The organism is Kribbella sp. NPDC002412, assembly GCF_053592935.1.
Genome location: NZ_JBSFBL010000029.1, coordinates 40508 through 58654, shown reverse-complemented (window position 1 = coordinate 58654; position 18147 = coordinate 40508). Strand labels below are relative to the sequence as shown.

The 18147-nt window shown below is 70.3% G+C and carries 21 protein-coding genes; 14 read left to right on the top strand and 7 right to left on the bottom strand.

Annotated features, from left to right (window positions below):
- Positions 1-38: 38 nt before the first annotated feature.
- Complete coding sequence (locus tag ACWCOV_RS23140; RefSeq protein ID WP_449831371.1) at positions 39-215, top strand: hypothetical protein; 177 nt, start codon at positions 39-41, stop codon at positions 213-215.
- 30 nt (positions 216-245) lie between these two features.
- On the opposite strand, the gene ACWCOV_RS23135 is transcribed toward ACWCOV_RS23140, so the two are convergent.
- Together ACWCOV_RS23135 and ACWCOV_RS23130 are read right to left on the bottom strand one after the other, a co-directional pair.
- Positions 246-548: a hypothetical protein gene (locus ACWCOV_RS23135; protein WP_449831370.1), complete on the bottom strand. Its 303-nt coding sequence runs from the start codon at positions 546-548 to the stop codon at positions 246-248.
- Positions 549-556: 8 nt separating this feature from the next.
- Positions 557-1327 carry a serine hydrolase domain-containing protein gene (locus ACWCOV_RS23130; RefSeq protein WP_449831369.1) on the bottom strand — a complete coding sequence of 257 codons (771 nt, stop codon included), beginning with the start codon at positions 1325-1327 and terminating at the stop codon, positions 557-559.
- 106 nt (positions 1328-1433) lie between these two features.
- On the opposite strand from ACWCOV_RS23130, the gene ACWCOV_RS23125 reads away from it, so the two are divergent.
- The 12 genes from ACWCOV_RS23125 (at position 1434) to ACWCOV_RS23070 (ending at position 13413) form a co-directional block, all read left to right on the top strand.
- On the top strand, positions 1434-2366 hold the full coding sequence (locus ACWCOV_RS23125) for a LysR family transcriptional regulator (RefSeq protein ID WP_449831368.1): 933 nt from the start codon (positions 1434-1436) through the stop codon (positions 2364-2366).
- A gap of 151 nt (positions 2367-2517) precedes the next feature.
- Positions 2518-3261, top strand: a complete 744-nt coding sequence (locus tag ACWCOV_RS23120; RefSeq protein WP_449831367.1) for an SDR family oxidoreductase — start codon at positions 2518-2520, stop codon at positions 3259-3261.
- A 40-nt stretch (positions 3262-3301) separates the two neighbouring features.
- Entirely contained in the window at positions 3302-4195 is an 894-nt protein-coding gene (locus tag ACWCOV_RS23115; protein WP_449831366.1) for an SDR family oxidoreductase, read from the top strand.
- On the top strand, positions 4192-5094 hold the full coding sequence (locus ACWCOV_RS23110) for an amidohydrolase family protein (protein ID WP_449831365.1): 903 nt from the start codon (positions 4192-4194) through the stop codon (positions 5092-5094). Before ACWCOV_RS23115 ends, ACWCOV_RS23110 begins: the two co-directional genes overlap by 4 nt.
- Before the next feature lie 263 nt (positions 5095-5357).
- On the top strand, positions 5358-5537 hold the full coding sequence (locus ACWCOV_RS23105) for a hypothetical protein (protein WP_449831364.1): 180 nt from the start codon (positions 5358-5360) through the stop codon (positions 5535-5537).
- A 65-nt stretch (positions 5538-5602) separates the two neighbouring features.
- The gene (locus tag ACWCOV_RS23100; protein ID WP_449831363.1) at positions 5603-6901 is read left to right on the top strand and encodes an SWIM zinc finger family protein; all 1299 of its coding nucleotides are present in this window, start codon (positions 5603-5605) and stop codon (positions 6899-6901) included.
- Complete coding sequence (locus ACWCOV_RS23095; protein WP_449831362.1) at positions 6898-8301, top strand: DUF5691 domain-containing protein; 1404 nt, start codon at positions 6898-6900, stop codon at positions 8299-8301. Before ACWCOV_RS23100 ends, ACWCOV_RS23095 begins: the two co-directional genes overlap by 4 nt.
- Positions 8298-9380, top strand: coding sequence for an ATP-binding protein (locus ACWCOV_RS23090; protein ID WP_449831361.1), 1083 nt, complete (start codon positions 8298-8300; stop codon positions 9378-9380). Before ACWCOV_RS23095 ends, ACWCOV_RS23090 begins: the two co-directional genes overlap by 4 nt.
- Positions 9377-11554, top strand: coding sequence for a DUF5682 family protein (locus ACWCOV_RS23085; RefSeq protein ID WP_449831360.1), 2178 nt, complete (start codon positions 9377-9379; stop codon positions 11552-11554). The genes ACWCOV_RS23090 and ACWCOV_RS23085 overlap by 4 nt, the downstream gene beginning before the upstream one ends.
- Positions 11554-12711 carry a VWA domain-containing protein gene (locus tag ACWCOV_RS23080; RefSeq protein WP_449831359.1) on the top strand — a complete coding sequence of 386 codons (1158 nt, stop codon included), beginning with the start codon at positions 11554-11556 and terminating at the stop codon, positions 12709-12711. Before ACWCOV_RS23085 ends, ACWCOV_RS23080 begins: the two co-directional genes overlap by 1 nt.
- Positions 12712-12727: 16 nt before the next feature.
- Complete coding sequence (locus ACWCOV_RS23075; protein WP_449831358.1) at positions 12728-13015, top strand: antibiotic biosynthesis monooxygenase family protein; 288 nt, start codon at positions 12728-12730, stop codon at positions 13013-13015.
- A 23-nt stretch (positions 13016-13038) separates the two neighbouring features.
- Positions 13039-13413, top strand: a complete 375-nt coding sequence (locus tag ACWCOV_RS23070) for a cupin domain-containing protein (protein WP_449831357.1) — start codon at positions 13039-13041, stop codon at positions 13411-13413.
- 23 nt (positions 13414-13436) lie between these two features.
- Here the strand turns inward: ACWCOV_RS23070 and ACWCOV_RS23065 are convergent, their stop codons facing one another.
- The 3 genes from ACWCOV_RS23065 to ACWCOV_RS23055 are packed head-to-tail and all read right to left on the bottom strand — an operon-like array spanning position 13437 to position 15239.
- A complete protein-coding gene (locus ACWCOV_RS23065; protein ID WP_449831356.1) occupies positions 13437-13784 on the bottom strand; it encodes a YciI family protein in 348 nt (115 codons plus the stop codon).
- Positions 13785-13794: 10 nt separating this feature from the next.
- The gene (locus tag ACWCOV_RS23060; RefSeq protein ID WP_449831355.1) at positions 13795-14736 is read right to left on the bottom strand and encodes an aldo/keto reductase; all 942 of its coding nucleotides are present in this window, start codon (positions 14734-14736) and stop codon (positions 13795-13797) included.
- A gap of 50 nt (positions 14737-14786) precedes the next feature.
- Positions 14787-15239, bottom strand: coding sequence for an SRPBCC family protein (locus ACWCOV_RS23055; RefSeq protein ID WP_449831354.1), 453 nt, complete (start codon positions 15237-15239; stop codon positions 14787-14789).
- A gap of 101 nt (positions 15240-15340) precedes the next feature.
- On the opposite strand from ACWCOV_RS23055, the gene ACWCOV_RS23050 reads away from it, so the two are divergent.
- Positions 15341-15910 (top strand): TIGR03086 family metal-binding protein, encoded by a 570-nt coding sequence (locus tag ACWCOV_RS23050; RefSeq protein WP_449831353.1) that lies wholly within the window; start codon positions 15341-15343, stop codon positions 15908-15910.
- On the opposite strand, the gene ACWCOV_RS23045 is transcribed toward ACWCOV_RS23050, so the two are convergent.
- Both ACWCOV_RS23045 and ACWCOV_RS23040 read right to left on the bottom strand, forming a co-directional pair.
- The gene (locus tag ACWCOV_RS23045) at positions 15881-17047 is read right to left on the bottom strand and encodes a hypothetical protein (RefSeq protein ID WP_449831413.1); all 1167 of its coding nucleotides are present in this window, start codon (positions 17045-17047) and stop codon (positions 15881-15883) included. The two genes, ACWCOV_RS23050 and ACWCOV_RS23045, sit on opposite strands and share 30 nt — an antisense overlap.
- A 19-nt stretch (positions 17048-17066) precedes the next feature.
- A complete protein-coding gene (locus tag ACWCOV_RS23040) occupies positions 17067-18089 on the bottom strand; it encodes a glycosyltransferase (RefSeq protein WP_449831352.1) in 1023 nt (340 codons plus the stop codon).
- Between the last annotated feature and the right edge of the window lie 58 nt (positions 18090-18147).

Here is an 18147-nt window from a genome sequence, read left to right as displayed (position 1 = left end):
CCGATCTTCAGCATCACTCCACTGCCGTTCGAGGTGCCATGTCCGTAGCCACGTCTCCGACCCGGCCGGTAGCCGTCCAGGTCCGCATCGGCGGCCGCTGGATCGCGGGCCAGGAGCTCGGTCGCCGGACCGGCGCGGCCGGTGCTGACGAGGTTCTCGTCAGCCACCACGGTCACCTGGTCTGGGTCGACCAGCACTCCGTCCGCACCGCCTAGGACCTGGAAAGCCCTTACACACAAGGGATTTCAGCAAAGAGTTTTCGCAACGAGGTTGCCGATCTCGACCGCCGACGCGGACTGCGCGGGGTCGAACAACCTCCTGGTCAGGGCGAACGAGACACCTGATCGCGCGTCGGCCCAGGCGGCGCTACCCCCCATGCCCGGCAGGCCGAACGACATCGGGCTCTCCTCCGCGCTCGATCCGAGCCGCCCGATCGCGTAGCCCAGTGCCCAGGTCGCCTCGTTTCCGAGCAGTTCGTCCTTGCCGATGAAGGCCGGCCCGGTGATCTCGGCGACCCGCTCCGGCCGGACCAGCCGGACCCCGTCCACCGCGCCGATCAGAGCGGCGTACAGCTTCGCGATGCCGCGGGCGGACAGGATGCCGGCCGACGGGGTCTCGGCGGCGAGGTGTTCGGGGCTGTTGCACAACACGGCTCGGGGGAAATTGGCGGCCGGCGTGACCTTGCCGAACATCCCGGCCAGCATCGCGAACGTGTCCTCCGCCCCGGCCGGCTCGACCAGCGGGACAACCGGTGCTGCTGGTCCCGCGGCACACCGAAGTACACCTCGTCGGCGATCCCGAGCGGCTCGGCGATCTCCCGCAGTACGGCGGAGATCGACCGGCCGGTCGCGCGCCGGACGACCTCGCCGACCAGGTAGCCGAACGTCTCGGCGTGGTACGTCGTAGTCGTCCCCGGCTCCCACCACGGTTCGGCAGCCGCCAGGTACGACGTGATCTTCGGCCAGTCGTCCAGGTCGTCGGCCGTGGTGTCCGGCGGGAGCGCCGGCAGGCCGACCGAGTGGGTGAGGAGGTGCCGCAGCGTCGCCTTCTCCTTGCCGTGGACCGCGAACTCGGGCCAGACGTCCGCGATCGGAGCGTCGTACTCGAGGACGCCGCGGTCAACGAGCACGTTGGCCACCGTCGCGGTCGCGCCCTTACCGGTGGAAGCGCTGTAGAAGAGGGTGTCCGGCTCGACCGCCTCGCCGGCGACCGCGTCGACGACGAGCTCGCCGTTCTGGTAGACCGCCACCTGCAGCCCGAGCTCGGTCCCGGCCAACTCGTCGAGGCGCTGCTGCACCTGCTCCTGGAGGTCAGTCGCGCTCGTCATCCTGTCTGTGAGAGGTCAGTCACCACCCAGGTCGGAGCCACTCGGCCGCTTTTGACACACCTTGTCGAAGCGGCCCTGGGTGCACGTGGGCTGACAGACTGCCCTCGTGGAGTTGCGGCAGCTGGAGTACTTCGTGGCGGTGGCGCATGAGCGCAGCTTCACGCTGGCGGCTCGGCGGCTGCATGTGGTCCAAAGTGCGGTCAGCGCTGCGATCGCCGCGCTGGAACGCGATCTGAAGGTCACGCTGTTCGAGCGCAGCGCCCAGCGGGTGGTGCTGACGGAGGCGGGTACGGCGCTGCTGCCGGAAGCGCTGGCCGTGATGGACGCAGTACAGGGTGCTCGTGATGTGGTCGACGAGCTCGGCGCGGGGATGCGCGGGTCGGTGCGGGTCGGGCTGTTGCCGGGGCTTGGGCTGATCAACCTGCCGGCGGCGGCCGGTGAGTTCCGGCGGCGGTATCCGAACGTCGAGCTGCAGTTGCGGGCCGAGGCCGAGGGGTCGGCCGGGGTGATCGCGGGGCTCCGGAACGGCGACATCGACTGTGGGTTCCTCGGGATCGCGGCCGGGAGTGCGCCGCGCGACCTCACCACGTGGGAGTTGCTCCGGGTCCCGCAGGTGCTTGCGGTGCCGGTCGGTCATCGGCTGGCGCGGCGGCGGTCGGTGACGCTCGCCGATCTGGCGGACGAGGCGTTCGTCGACTTCCCGCCCGGATCTGGGACGCGCACTTTGATCGACCAGAAGTTCGAGGCGGCCGGGATCGAGCGGAAGGTCGTGGTCGAAGCGCTCGGGATCGAGGGCGGGGTCCAGTTCGTCGCGCATGGCGTCGGGCTGGGGATCCTGCCCGGGTACGCCGTCGCCGAGATCGACTCGATCCGCGCGATCCCGGTCTCGGACGAGACGTTCCGCTGGACGCTCTACCTGGCCACGCTGAAGAAGCGCAAACCCTCCGCCGCCCTCCGAGCCCTCCTCGGCCTCGTCGGCACCCACCTCCAACACCCACCGGGCACCGAACTGGGCGCCGACGTGGATCAACAGAACTGATCCACCCATCCCCCTCCAACCCGCCCGAAGGGCGGTGCCTTGGATCAATCAAATTGATCTACCCATCGAGTTGATTCGTTGGACTTGATGCATCGCTCGCAGGAAGATTTTTGGTGTCAGCAAGAAACCGAAGATCTGAAGGAGCGGGACGATGAACAACACCACCACCGAGCGAGTCGCGATCGTGACCGGCGGATCGAGTGGGATCGGACGCGAGGCCGCCGCCCGGCTGGGCAAGGACGGCTACGCGGTGGTGATCGGCTACGCCGGTAACCAGGCCGCGGCCGAGGAAGCCGTCAAGGAGGTCGAGCAGACCGGCGGCCGGGCGATCGCGGTCCAGGCCGACGTCGCCGACGAGACCGCGGTGGCGGCGCTGTTCGACCGCGCCGAGCAGGAGTTCGGCGGCGTCGACGTGGTCGTGAACGCGGCCGGGATCATGCCGCTGTCGCCGCTGGCCGACCTCGACCTGGACGTCTTCGACCGCGTCGTGCGGACCAACCTGCGCGGCACCATCGTCGTCGACCAGCAGGCGGTACGGCGGCTGCGCTCGGGCGGCGCGCTGATCAACGTGTCCAGCTCGCTGACCAAGCTGGCCCGCCCGGGCTACTCGGCGTACTCCGCGACCAAGGGCGGCGTCGAGGCGATCACGCTGATCCTGGCCCGCGAGCTGCGCGGCCGCGACGTCACCGTCAACACCGTCGCCCCCGGCCCGACCGCGACCCCGCTGTTCTTCGAGGGCAAGCCGCAGGAGCTGATCGACCGGATCGCCGCCGAGCCGCCGCTCGAGCGCCTCGGTGAGCCGTCCGACATCGCCGAGATCATCGCCTTCCTGGCCGGCCCGGCGCGCTGGATCAACGGCCAGGTCATCTACGCCAACGGCGGCTCGGCCGCCTGACCATCCACCACCACCCTCTTGATGTGAAAGGACACCGACCATGAGCAAGACAGTTCTGATCAGCGGCGCCTCCAGCGGCTTCGGCGCCCTCACCGCCCGCGCCCTCGCCGACACCGGCCACATCGTCTACGCCGGGATGCGCGACCTCGCCGGCCGGAACGTGGCCGCGGCTGCCGACGCCAAGCAATACGCGACCGAGCACAGCGTGGACCTCCGTCCGGTCGAGCTCGACATCAGCTCGGACGCCTCCGCCCAGCAAGCCGTCGACACCGTGATCAGTGAGCAGGGGCATCTCGACGTACTGATCCACAACGCCGGGCACATGGTCACCGGGCCGGCCGAGGCCTTCACGCCGGAGCAGCTCGCCGAGCTGTACGACACCAACGTGCTCGGCACGCAGCGGCTGAACCGGGCCGCGCTGCCGAAGCTCCGTGAGCAGCAGGACGGGTTGCTGCTGTGGGTCGGCAGCTCCAGCACACGTGGCGGCACCCCGCCGTACCTGGCGCCGTACTTCGCGGCGAAGGCGGCGATGGACGCGCTGGCGCAGAGCTACGCGCTGGAGGTGTCGCGGTTCGGGATCGAGACCACGATCGTCGTGCCGGGCGCGTTCACCCACGGGACCAACCACTTCGCGCACAGCGGTTCGCCGGCCGACACCGACGTGGTCACGGCGTACGAGACGAAGTACGCCGGCCTGATGGAGCAGGTCAGCCAGAAGCTCGCCGAGCTGGAGCCCGAGTGGGCCGACGTCGCCGACGTCGCGAAGGCGATCGTCACCGTGGTCGGCACCGAGAAGGGTCAGCGCCCGTTCCGGGTGCACATCGACCCGTCCGACGACGGCGCCGCCGTGGTGAACGCGGTCGCCGACCGGGTCCGCACCGAGCTGCTCCGCCGCATCGGCCTCGAGGACCTCCTCCACCCGGTCGCATCATGACTTTGTTCGACCTCCACGCTCACTTCCTGCTGCCGGAGTACGTCGCCGCGGCGGAGCGGGCGGGACACCTTCGGCCAGACGGGATGCCCGGCTGGCCGGAGTGGTCTGTCCGCCGCCACCTCGAGGTGATGGACCGGAACGGGATCGACACCGCGCTGCTGTCGGTCTCGTCGCCCGGTGTGCACTTCGGCGACGACTTCCGGGCGCGGGTGCTCGCGCGGCGGGTCAACGAGAGCGCGGCCGAGCTGGGCCGGGACCACCCTGGGCGCTTCGGGTTCTTCGCCAGCCTGCCGTTGCCGGACGTCGAGGGCGCGTTGGTCGAGCTGGACTACGCGTACGACGTCCTGCACGCGGATGGCGTCGTACTGATGAGCAACGCGGGCGGTCTGTATCCGGGGGAGCCGTCGTGGGAACCACTGTGGCGAGCGCTGAACGCCAGGTCGGCTGTGGTCCTGCTGCACCCGACGTCGCCACCGCAGTGGCGTCAGGTGGCGCTGGACCGGCCGCGCCCGATGATCGAGTTCCTCTTCGACAGCGCCCGCGCCGTCACCGACCTGGCCCTGACCGGAATCTTCACGCGCTACCCGGCCATCAACTTCATCGTCGCGCATGGCGGCGTACTGCCTCTGCTCGGCGACCGGCTCGACCACTTCCGCCGTACCTATGCCCCCGACGCCCAGCCCAGCGTGACGCCCCAACTGGAAAACCTCTGGTACGACGTCGCCGGGACCCCGGACGCAGTCGCCGGCGACCGGGCCCTCTACGGCAGTGACTACTGCTTCACCCCACCAGACGCGATCGCCCGCCAACTAGCGGCCCTCGACACCCGCTCCCCAGACTGGCGCGAGCGCGTCCGGGCCAACGCACAAAGCCTCATCGGCGCCAAGGTCGCGACCTGAGAGAGACCCCGGCGGGCCCTGACAGCACCGCCGGGGTGACTGTTGATCTCTCAACAGCCACCGGATCGTACGCGGTAAGCCCTCTCCTGAGGAGGGCTCGTCTCAGGAAAAGGCAGCAGGCGGTGATCGGTCGCTGACGCAGCGGCATTATCGTTGGGTCCTGCAACCAGATACTGGCTGGGTGAGGACGGCGCTACAAGCTGAGCGACGGCCGGCGGACCGCCGACCACCTCAGGCAGACTGCGGCGGCCGAGGCGGACCAGTTGCTCGCCGAAGCCCGGTCGGAGGAGCACGAGATCCGCGAGCGGATCGCCGAGCTGGAAGCGGTCGAACGGCGCCTGCTCGGGAACATCCGCGACGGCCTGTCCGGCACCCCGATCCCGCGTCCGGCGGGCAACGGATACCCGGAGGTGGAGGTCGAGGCGCGCCAACCGTTCGGGTGATGATCGGCCTGTCGGCGCTGGATGGCATGCTCTCGGCGTAGAGGTGTCGTCGAGCGAGGAGTGCCGTGGGGCCGTGGGATGTGGATCAGGTGCTGGGGTTGGCGCCGGATCCCGCGTCCGCCAAGGCAGCCCAGGCTCAGGCGCGTCCGACGAAGTGGCCCGAGTCCGGCGCCTCCGAGCGAGCCGTCTGGGGGCTGTGTCAGGGGAGCGGCAAGCAGCCGTACCAAACCACGGTTGATCTGAGCGGGCCGGCGTACAAGTGCTCCTGCCCGAGCCGGAAGTTCCCATGCAAGCATTCGCTTGGGTTGATGCTGCTCTGGGCGACCGGCGAGGTCCGGTCAGGTGATGAGCCGGACTGGGTGAAGACCTGGGTGGACCAGCGCGCGGCCCGGGCCGAGCGACCCGAGCGGAAGCCCGGTGAGGTCGCAGATCCGTTGGCCGCTCAGCAGCGGGCGTCGAGGCGGGCGGATCGGGTCTCCGCGGGCATGGCCGAGCTGGCGAGCTGGCTCGACGACCAGGTCCGGCAGGGGCTGGGCGGCTTCGACCAGCGTGCGTACAGCGAGCTCAGTCGGCTGGCTGCGCGCATGGTGGACGCCCAGGCGCCAGGCGTTGCCGGAGCGGTACGGCGCGCCGCGGGTGTCGTCGGCCGTGGTCACGGCTGGCCGGGCGAGCTTTTGGAGGAGCTGTCACTCATCCACTTGATCGTGTCCGCGCACGGTCGGTTGGCCGACCTCCCGCCGTCGCTGGCCGACACTGTCCAGTCCAGGATCGGCTGGACGGTCGAGACCGCGCGGGTGCTGGCCGAGGGGGAGAAGGTGGAGGACGACTGGCTGGTGCTGGGTCGGGTGATCGAGCCCGACGACCGGCTGACGGTCCGCCGTGTCTGGTTGCGCGGAGCAACAACCGGCCGACTCGGCCTCATCCTCACCTTCGCCGCCGCTGGGCGTCCGCTCGACCCGCTCCCGGCCCGCCCGGGTGAGTACGTGCCCGGCGCGCTCTCCTACTACCCCGGCGCGCTCCCGATGCGCGCACTCCTCACGCAGACCGCTCCACGCTTGCCCGCACCGCGGCCCGCCGGACTCACCGCGCGCCAGGCGCTGGCGTCGTACGTCGAATCCGTCGCCGCCGACCCGTGGAACGAACGCTGGCCGCTGGTCCTGCAGGACGTGCGACCGGCCCGGTACGGCGAGGGCTGGGCGCTGGTGGACGCTGCGGGTGACGGGCTCGAGATCCTGCCGGGCCTTGATTCGGTGAAGCTGCTCGCGGTCTCGGCCGGTGATCCGGTCACGGTCGCAGGTGAGTGGAACCGGGCCGGGTTCCGGCCGATGACGTGCTGGCACGGCGACCGGCCGGTGATCGTGTGAAGGGCTGGGACGGGCTGGTCAGCTCGGCGCTGCTGGGGACCGATCGGCGGCCGGTGCACTTCGAGGACCTGCCGGAGCGCATCCAGGAGCGGTTGGGTGATGGCGGCCTGCTGGACGCGGCCGCATTGGCGACCGTCTACAAGCGCGCGGGCCGCAAGCCGTTGCGCGAGCTCGAACCGTTGCCTGCGGCCCCTGGTGAGGATCGTCCGCTGCCCCGGCCGGTCGCGATCCGCCGGCTGGCCGCGATGCTCGGTGGATTCCAGACGACCGCGCTCGGCGAGTGGTTGCGTGCGGCGGACGCCCGGGGGTGGGGTGTGCCTCCGGAACATCTGCCGGCGTTGGCCGACTACGCCCGGCACCGCGCGGAGTACCGGCCGCTCGTCATCGCCGCGGCCGGACGGCGAGCGACCTGGCTGGCCGACCTCAACCCCGAGTGGAAGTTCCTCCACGCAGCGGTTGCCGAGAGCAATGACATCGCGTTGTGGACGCACGGCACCTCACTCCAGCGACGTACGTGGTTGCGCACGACGCGCCAGCAGGATCCAGCCGTCGCACTCGAAGCCTTGCAGGAAGTCTGGCCGACCGAGTCCGCCGCGACCCGGGCCGAGTTCCTCGCAGTGCTCGCCGACGGCTTGTCGCTGGCCGACGAGGAGTTCCTGGAGACGGCGCTCGACGATCGCTCCAAGGACGTCCGCCGAGGGGCGGCCCGCCTGCTCGCCCAACTCCAAGGATCGCGGTACGGCGACCGCATGGCCGAGCGACTGTGGTCGCACCTGGTCGTCAGCCAAGGCGTGCTGGCAGTCGACCTGCCGAAGCGCCTGAGCGCGTCGATGGAACGCGACGGCCTCGACTCGCAGAACCCGGAAGGCATCGGCAAGCGGGCCTGGTGGTTCCTGCAGATCGTCGCGAACACCCCGCTCGCGGTGATGGATCCGGCCTGGCTCCAGCTGCCGGTCGAGGGTTGTGCACCTGAGGTCCTGCAGGCGGCGTGGGCCGAGGCCGCCGTACGGGAACGTTCGGAAGTCTGGGCGCGTGAGCTGCTGAAGGCGAATGCCTCGACTGGCACTCGCAGTGCGGCCGAGCTGCTGCGCGTCCTGCCTGCCGAGGAATGGGTCCGAGCCGTGCAGGCGCTGCAGGAGACCATCGACCTGGCCGACTTGGTGGGCGGGTTGCCGGTGCCGTGGCCGGCGTCGCTCGGCTCGCTCATCCTCGACCAGTTGGCCGCTGCCGGGACCGCCCGGTCCTCGGCTCGGCTCGCGAGTATCGCGGCCCGGGCCGTGCCACCCGACGTACTGAACCATCCGATCACCCGCGAGCCGACCGGTGAGGAAGACACCTGGCGACGGCGGCTGGTGGAGACCCTGACCTTCCGCCGTGAGATGTACGAGGAGCTGTCATGAGCACAGAAGTACTGCGGCCGCACGCCGAGGAGGAGTACGCCGGTGAGCTTGCCGCGCTGCGGGCAGCCGACGACCGGCCGCGTCCGCCGGCCTGGCGGCTCTCGCCGGCGGCGGTTGTCACCTACCTCCTCGGCGGACGCGCCGGCGACCTGGAGATCTCCCCCAAGTACGTCGGCCCGCGTCGGCTGATCGAGGTCGCGGTGGCCACCCTGGCGACGGACCGTGCGTTGTTGCTCCTCGGCGTACCGGGAACGGCGAAGACCTGGGTCAGCGAGCACCTCGCGGCCGCGATCAGCGGTGACTCGACCCTGCTGGTGCAAGGGACGGCGGGCACGGCCGAGGAGTCGATCCGGTACGGCTGGAACTACGCCCAGTTGATTGCCCAGGGCCCCAGTGAGGCGGCGCTGGTGCCGAGTCCGGTGCAGCGGGCGATGGCCGACGCGAAGATCGCCCGGATCGAGGAGCTGACCCGGATGCCGTCCGACGTCCAGGACGCGCTGATCACGATCCTGTCCGAGAAGGCACTGCCGATCTCCGAGCTGGGCACCGAAGTCCAGGCCCGCAAGGGTTTCAACGTCATCGCCACCGCCAACGATCGCGACAAGGGCGTCAACGAGCTGTCCAGCGCGCTGCGGCGGCGGTTCAACACCGTCGTCCTGCCGCTGCCGGACTCGGCCGACGACGAGGTCGAGATCGTGTCCCGCCGGGTCGCCCAGCTCGGGACGGCGCTCGAGCTCCCGCAACCGGACGACGCGCTGGAGGAGATCCGCCGAGTGGTGACGATCTTCCGCGAGCTCCGCTCCGGCCGCACCGAGGACGGGCGGACCGCGGTGAAGTCGCCGTCGGCCACGCTCTCCACCGCCGAGGCGATCAGTGTCGTCACCGGTGGGCTCGCGCTGGCGGCCCATTTCGGCGACGGCGTGCTGCGGCCGACCGACGTGGCCGGCGGCATCCTCGGTGCGGTGATCAAGGACCCGTCCGCGGACCGGGTCGTCTGGTCGGAGTACCTGGAGACCGTGGTCCGGGAACGCGACGACTGGGCGCCGTTCTACCGGGCCTGCCGAGAGATCACCGGATGACCGTTCACCTGCTGGGGATTCGGCACCACGGGCCGGGGTCGGCGCGCGCGGTCGCGGCTGCGCTCGCGGAGCTCCGGCCGGACGTGGTGCTGATCGAGGGCCCACCGGAAGCCGACAAGGTGGTCGAGTTGGCGGGGTCGGAGGAGATGGTTCCGCCGGTCGCGCTGCTCGCCTACGCGGTGGATGACTCGACCCGGGCCGCGTTCTGGCCGTTCGCGGTGTTCAGCCCGGAGTGGCGGGCGATCGAGTACGCGCTCGGCGCCGGCGTACCGGTGCGGTTCTGCGACCTGCCTGCCGCGCATCAGTTCGCGTCGTCCGGTGGTGAGGGGCGGCGTGGGTTGTCGATCGATCCGCTGGCCACGTTGGCGAACGCGGGCGGGTACGACGATCCCGAGCGCTGGTGGGACGACGTGATCGAGTCCCGGCGCGAGGGTGCCGAGCCGTTCACGGTGATCGCCGACGCGATGCGTGAGCTCCGGCACGGCGAGGAGGCGACTGGCCGGGAGGCGCAACGCGAGGCCTACATGCGGACGGTGTTGCGGAAGGCGATCCGTGAGGGGTTCGAGCGGATCGCGGTGATCTGCGGTGCCTGGCACGTGCCCGCCTTGGAGGTGCCGTTGCCTCCGGCAACCCATGACGCACGGATCCTGAAGGGCTTGCCGAAGCGGAAGGTCGCGTGCACCTGGGTGCCGTGGACCCACGGCCGGCTGGCGGCGTCGTCCGGGTACGGCGCCGGGATCACGTCACCCGGCTGGTACCACCACCTGTTCACCGCGCCGGACCAGATCACCGCACGCTGGTTGTCGAAGGTGGCGCAGGTGCTGCGCTCCCAGGACCTGCCGGTGTCCAGCGCCCACGTGATCGAGGCGGTCCGGCTCGCAGACACCCTGGCCGCATTGCGAGAACGGCCACTGGCCGGGCTCAGCGAGGTCACTGAGGCGACTCGGGCCGTGCTGTGCGGCGGGAACGACGTACTGCTCGACCTTGTCACTCGGGAAGCGGTCGTCGGCGAGCTGCTGGGATCGGTGCCGGGGGAGACGCCGCAGGCTCCGGTCGCCGCCGATTTGGCGGCGCAGGCGCGGCGGCTGCGGATGCGTCGGGACGCGACCGAGCGGGTGGTCGAGCTCGACCTGCGGAAGCCGAACGACCTGGAGAAGTCGCGGCTGCTGCACCGGCTGCGGATCCTCGGGGTGCACTGGGGTGTGCCGACCGCCGACGAGCGACGCGCGCAGGGCACGTTCCGGGAGATCTGGCGGCTGACCTGGGATCCCGGGCTCGAGGTCGAACTGGTCGCCGCGGGGGCGCACGGCACGACGGTCCTCGGCGCCGCGACGACCGTGATGCTGCGGGTCGCCGACGAGTCGTCCACCCTCGCCGACGTGACCGCCGCACTGGAGAAGTCGCTGCTGGCGGATCTCGCGGAGGCGCTGCCTTCCTTGCTGCGCGGTGTGGACACCCGGGCGGCGGCCGATGCGGATGTCGGTCATCTGATGGCGGCGCTGCCCGCGTTGGCGCGATCTTCGCGGTACGGCGATGTGCGTGGCACCGACACCGCGGGGTTGGCCGCGGTCGCCGGCCGGATGGTGTCCAGGGTCTGTGCCGGCCTCGGGCGAACTGTGCACGGACTCGATCCGGATGCGGCGGCCGCCGTACAGGAGCTGATCGACGGAGTGCAGGACGCGACGGTCTTGCTGGCCGAGGAGGTCCGGGCGGAGTGGCTGGCGACGCTCGAGGGGTTGAGCGATCGGTCGTCGGTGCCGCCGTTGATCCGCGGGCGGTTGACCCGGTTGATGCTGGACACGTCGCGGCTACCGGATCACGAGGTGGCGCTGCGGCTCGGGCGGGCGTTGTCGCCTGGCACGCCGACCGCCGACGCTGCCGGGTATGTCGAGGGATTCCTGGCCGGCGGCGGGTTGTTGCTCGTGCACGACGAACGGCTGCTGGCGCTGGTGGACGCGTGGCTCGCGGCGATTCCGTCCGACGCGTTCGTGGAGGTGCTGCCGCTGCTTCGCCGTACCTTTGGCACCTTCGCGTCGCCGGAGAGGCGGTCGATCGGCACCCGAACCCGTGCGCTGAGCGATCCCGCTGCCGTGGTTGTTGCTGATGACAACGACCTCGACACCGAGCTGGCCGCGACCGTCCTGCCCGTCGTGGCGCAGTTGCTGGGGGTGTGATGACCGACGACGAACGCATGCGCCGGTGGCGACTCGTGCTCGGCGGCGAGGCCGACGACGAGCTCGGTACGACGCTGTCCGCCGAGGACCGATCCGTCGACGCGGCGATGGCGGCGCTGTACGACACGACGCCCGGCGAGTCCGGCGGGACTCAGCGAGCGGCCGGGCTGGGGTCGTCGGCGCCGCGGGTGGCGCGGTGGCTGGGCGACATCCGGCGGTACTTCCCGAGCACGGTCGTCCAGGTGATGCAGCGGGACGCGGTCGAGCGGCTCGGCATCACCCGGATGCTGATGGAGCCGGAGTTGCTCGGGGCAGTCGAGCCCGACGTACACCTGGTCAGCACGCTGCTCGCGCTGAACGAGGTGATGCCGGAGGAGACCAAGCAGACTGCGCGGGACGTGGTCGGGCGGGTCGTCGCTTCGCTGGAGGAGCGCCTGGCAGAGCGCACCCGGGCGTCGGTCACCGGCGCACTCGACCGGGCCGGGCGTACCGGGCGGCCGCGGCACTCGGACATCGACTGGGATCGGACGATCCGGGCCAATCTCAAGCACTTCTCACCGGCGCTCGGCACGATCGTCCCGGATCGGCTGGTCGGGTACGCGCGGCGGAACCACAGCGTCCAGCGCGACATCGTGCTGGCGATCGACCAGTCGGGTTCGATGGCGGAGTCGGTGGTGTACGCGTCGCTGTTCGGCGCAGTACTCGGGTCGATCCGCACGCTGCGGACGAGCCTCGTCGTGTTCGACACTGCGGTGGTCGACCTGACCGATCAGCTGGAGGATCCGGTCGACGTGCTGTTCGGGACGCAGCTTGGTGGTGGCACGGACATCAACCGGGCGCTCGCGTACTGCGAGGACCTGGTGACCAAGCCCGCCGAGACGGTGATGGTGCTGATCTCGGACCTCTACGAGGGCGGCGTCCGCGAGGAGATGTTGCGGCGGGCGCGCTCGCTGGTCGAGTCGGGTGTGCAGCTGATCGCTCTGCTCGCCCTGGCCGACTCGGGCACCCCGTCGTACGACGGCGAGAACGCGGCCGCCCTCGCCGACCTCGGCGTACCGACCTTCGCCTGCACTCCCGACCTGTTCCCGGACCTGATGGCCGCGGCGATCAAGCGGGAGGACATCACCGAGTGGGCCGGGAAGTATCTGGGCCGCTGAGTGGTTGCTGCTCGACATGACGACAGTTGAGCTGACCCGCTTCCGGGTGCGCCCTGCGCAGGTCTCCGAACTCCTGGCCGCGCGGCCGGCCATGCTTCAGGACTTCGAGGCCGACCGGGAGGGGTTCCTGAGCGCCCGCCTGGTCCGGCTGCCGAACGACGAGTGGCTCGACATCGTCGAGTGGAAGACCCCGGAGGACTTCGCCGCGTCCCGCGCGAAGGGCCCCAACCTGCCCGGCATCGCCCGCTTCTTCGCCGCCATCGACTCGCTGGTCGTCGCCGAGGAAGGCACCCTCGCGGACTGACCCTGCGGTGGGACAATGCCGTCATGAGTGAGCCTGTTCGGGTGATTCGGGCCGGCGAGTTGGTGGCGGCGGATCCGACGCCGGGGATGTTCCGGACCCGGGCGTTCGAGCTGCCGATCCTCTGGGCCGGTCAGGTCGTGACCGCGCCGGGGGCGTTGTCCGGCTGGCACCACCATGATCGGAACGAGTCGAGTCTGTACATCGTGTCCGGTGTGCTGCGGCTGGAGTTCGAGGGGTACGACGACTACCTCGACGCCGTCGCGGGCGACTTCGTGCACGTCCCGTCGTACACCGTGCACCGGGAGAGCAACCCGACCGGCGAACCCTCGGTCGCGATCATCGCTCGGGCGGGCGGCGGCATCCCGACGGTCAACGTGGACGCGCCGCCGGGGCGTTGAGGCGTCGGACGAACCGTCCTCGGTCAGTCGGCCAGTTCGAGGATGTCGATCGGGGTGTTCGGGTCGGCTTCGGCGAACCGGAGCGCCCACTGAACCGCCTCGGCCTTCGACTCGACCCGGATGATCGAGACGCCGGCGATCAGCTCCTTGGTCTCCGCGAACGGCCCGTCGACCACCCGCGGCTCCTCACCCGGCGCCGGGAACGTGATCCGCGCCCCCCGCGAACTGGGCATCAACCCCTCAGCGGCCAGCAACACCCCCGCCCGCCGCATCTCCTCGAGCACCGCATCCGCCCGAGCCAACATCTCCGGATCCGGCGGCTCCCCCGCCTCCAGCCTGTCATTCGTCTTGTGAAGCAGCATGTACCGCATAGATCAGACCTTAGTGCCGTTCCAGTTCGGTCCAGAACTTTGTGGGGATTTCGTGGTCGAGCCAGGCTGCTACTTCGGTGATTTCTTGGGGGTTGCGGGCGCCTACTACTACGGCTGGTACGGCGGGGTGGGACAGCGGGAACTGGACGGCGGCGGCCAGGAGGGGGACGTCGTGCCGGCGGCTCAGCTCGCGTAGGCGCTCGATGCGTCGTACGAGGGCTTTGGGGAGCGGCTGCTGGCCGTGTGGGGCGCCCTCGGCGAGCACGCCGCCTTGGAAGACGCCGGCCGCGAGTACGGCGACGCCGAGCTTCTCGCAGAGCGGGAGGAGCTCCTCAGCACCGGACTGGTCGAGCAGCGTGTAGCGACCGGCCAGCAGGATGCAGTCGGGCCCCTTGGCGCCGGTGTCGCGCAGGAACCGGGCGGCCACGTCGGCGTGGTTCACCCCGAGCGAGATCGCCCGGATGGTGCCCCGGCCCCGCAGCTCGGCGAGCGCACGCATGGCGTCCGTCGACGCGGTCGCGTAGTCGAGATCGGGGTCGTGGATGTGCAGGATGTCGATCCGGTCGATGCCCATCCGCCCGAGGCTCTCCTCGAACGACCGCATCACCGCCCGGTACGAGTAGTCGAGCCGCGGCCCCACCCCAGCCGGCGGCTCGGCCCAGATCGGCTGGATGTCCGGCCCGCCCGGCTCGATCAGCCGCCCGACCTTGCTGCAGAGCACGAACTCCTCCCGCGGCCGACCGCGAAGCGCGATCCCGGCCCGCTGCTCGGACAGCCCGTACCCGTACACCGGCGCGGTGTCGAACAGCCGAATCCCCAGCTCCCACGCCCGGTCGATCGTCGCCACGGCGTCCGGCTCCGGTACGGCGGCGAACATCCCCCCGATCGAGGCAAGCCCCAGCCCCAACCTGCTCACCCGCATCCCCGTCCGCCCCAGCTCCACACTCCGCATGCCGCCGACCCTAGAAGCCCCCGCCGACAGTTCCGGTGGTCAGCGTTCGGTCAGCGGGGTACGTCGCCCCGCCACGCGCCGGTCGCCCCCGGGCGCTCCTCGATGAAGTGCTTGAACCGCTGCAGGTCGCCCTTCACCCGGCCCTCGACGACGCCGAGCTTGTCGCCGGCCTTCTCGACGATCCCCTCGGGTTCGATGTCCATCTGCGCGGTCACCCGGGTCTGGTTCGGGGACAGCTGGTGGAAGGTGATCACGCCGCCGTGCTGCGGCCCGGAGTCCGACCGCCAGGCCACCCGCTCGTCCGGGTGCTGCTCGGTGATGGTCGCGTCGAACTCGCGCGTCTTACCGCCGATCTTGGTCACCCAGTGGGTGTGGGTGTCGTCCAGCTGCCGGACTTCCTCGACGCCCTCCATGAACTGCGGGAAGGACTCGAACTGCGTCCACTGGTTGTACGCCGTCGTCACCGGCACGTCGACGTCGACGGACTGGGTGATGCTGCTCATCTGCGTTCCCTCCTCGATTCGCTGAAACCGGCCCAGTACCCCGAGCGGTCTGTCATACGCCTGCTCTTTTCACGTCGGTGGGGAGGCGGCAGTATGCGGAGATGGGTGAGATCGCGGAGCGGTACCGCCGGCGGGCCGAGGCGTTCGAGCAGAAGGTCGCCGCCGTACGGGCGGACCAGTGGGACAACCAGTCGCCGTGCGAGAAGTGGACGGCCAAGGACGTGGTGGACCACATCGTGATGATGCACGGCGTGATGCTGATGCCGGTGGCCCGCAAGCTGGAGCCGGCGGACGACCCGCTGACCGCGTTCCAGGAGGCCCGCGCGGCGGTCGAGGACGTCCTCGACGACCCGATCCTCGCGCTCACCGAGACCGACACGCCGGCCGGCCGGCTGACGACCGAGGCGCACATCGACCAGGTGATCTCGGACGATCTCGTCCTGCACGGCTGGGACCTGGCCCGCGCGACCGGTCAGGACGAGACGATGGACCCGGATGACGTCGAACGCCTGTGGGCCACCGCGTCCGCCGTACCTCCCGACGTGATGGAGAAGTTCCGTACGCCGGGTGCCTTCGGCGAAGGTGTCGAGGTCTACGGACCCGAGGTCCAAGTCCCGCCGAGCGCCCCGCTGCAGGACCGCCTACTCGGCCTGATCGGCCGCCAGCCGTGAGAGGTCGCTCGGCGCGTAGTACGTCTCCGGCGTCGGGCACAACGGCGCGCCGGTGAGCTGGGCCGGCTTGGTCATCAGGAGGGCATGGCCGCTGGAGATCGGGCGTTCGAGGTACTCGTGGCCGGGGAGGTTGGCCACCGCCGTACGGCAACCGAGCGCCATCCCCTCGAACAGCGCGGTTGTGGACACGCCGACCTGGTAGGTGGCGGCGGCGAGCAAGTCGAGCGTGCTGCCTTCCGTGGACAGCCGGACGCCGTCCGGGATCGTGTAGTCCGCCGCTCGCTCGCTCGGGTGCAGCCTGAACACGACATCCAGCGCCGGGTGCTCCTTCGCGACCGACTCCGCGACGTGCAGCAGCTCGGCGCCGATCGTGCCCTGCGACAGGAAGACCGCCAGGTTGGTGTCCTTCGCGGTCGTCTCAGGCAGGTACGACGCCCCGATCACCGATGTACTCATTCCGGCCGGAAGGTCGGCGATGTCGGTCCAGTACGAGCCGAAGCACCACAGCTCGTCCGGCTGGTCGGCGACGGCCGGACGACCCGGGTAGCTGTAGCCGAGGTGGAACGGGCTGATCGCGCCGTGCTGGAGCTCGACCACCCGGACCCCGAGATCGCGAGCGGCGCCGACGATGTGCTGGTGGAAGTACGCGACGACCACGTAGAGGGTCTGGATCCGGTGCTTCCGCAGCAGCGCTCGGTAGAGCGCGCGCAACCGCTCGTGCTTCGGCACCTCCCGGGCCAGCAGCGCCCCGACCGGCACCCGAAAACCGGTCAGTTGCTCGAGGGCCTCGGCGATACCGCGATCGTCCACCTGGCGCTTGTGCACCGCGCCGGCCGCCGAGGTGAAGAAGTCGAGGTTCCTGCTGCCGGGGAGCGGGCTGCCGTTGATCCCGGAGTCCAGGACCAGTGCGCTGGTTCCGAGCGCCGTGCGGAGCTCGTCGGTGTAGATCTCGACACCGCCCGGTTTCCGCGGGTGCGGGACGACCATCGCGTCGTACGAGCCCAGGAACGGGTTGCGGGTGACCAGGCCGGCCAGGTGCCTGCCGACCAACCGCGCTTTGTCGTACGGCGTACGTCGTACCGGATGGGAGGCGCCGTGGATCCCGCTGCGGCGGGTCAGCTCATGGAAGATCCGCATCCGGATCACGGGCCAGGGGCTAACGTCCCCGATCCGCCAGTCGAGCAGACTCAGGTCCCGCTCCACCTGCCAGATCGCCCGGCACAGGCTCGCCACCGTCGGGCCAGTGCTCGGCCCCGTGCCGTTCCCGGTACTCGTCATGGTTGATCCCAACTATCCCCGCGAGACTCCCGACGCCCGAGAAGAACCGGCGGACAGCCTTCAGCAGGTGCGTCTTGCGGCCGAGCAGCAGCCCGGCCAGGGCGAACCCGATCGCCGAGACCACCCGGGCCGAAGCATAGGCCAGCACCAGCAGGTAGCTGACCGCGCCCGGCCGGATCAGCAACCGGCTGATCGTGTCCCCGCTGCCGGAGCGGAAGGCACGCCGTACCAGCCAGCGCAGGGTCGTGCGCCCGGCCGGGACCTCCTCGGCGATACACGCCTCCTCGCACCAGACGATCCGGAATCCGGCGCGGTGCACCCGGAGGAAGAAGTGCAGGTCACTGGAACCGGTGTAGCGGAACGCGGGGTGAAATCCGGGCGTGACCGTGTGGTAGACGCGGCGGCTGACCAGGGTGTTGTTCGTGTACGCCTTGCGCAGCTCCTCGCCGGTGGTGTGCTTGCCGGTCGAGTCGTGGACGTCGCTGTAGTGGTTCCAGGGCGGGGCGCCGGGCGGGAGGTTGCCCTTGACGGGCCCGGTGACAACGTCGGCGCCGGACGTCTCCCACGCGTGCAGCAGCGTGGCCAGCCAGCCGGGCGGGGCGACCTCGTCGTCGTCCACGAAGACGAGCGCGTCGTCGTTCCAGCACAACTCGACTGACTTCTCCCGGGCGAAAGGGATCCCAGGCTCCGGTTCGACCACGGACTCGATCGGGTACCGCGCGTCGTCGAACCCCCGGACGACCGCCGCCGCCGTACCCTCGGCGTCGTTGTCGACCACCACGATCCGGATCGCGTAATCCGAATCCTCCGGAAGCTCCTGGGCCTGCAGGCTGGTCAGCAGAGCATGCAAAAGAGCAGGTCGCCGGAAGGTGATGACCGCGATGGCGACGCTGGTGCTCATGGCGCCCGAGACTATCGGTCCCGCCCAACAACCGCCCATGCAACCGGCACGAGAAAGG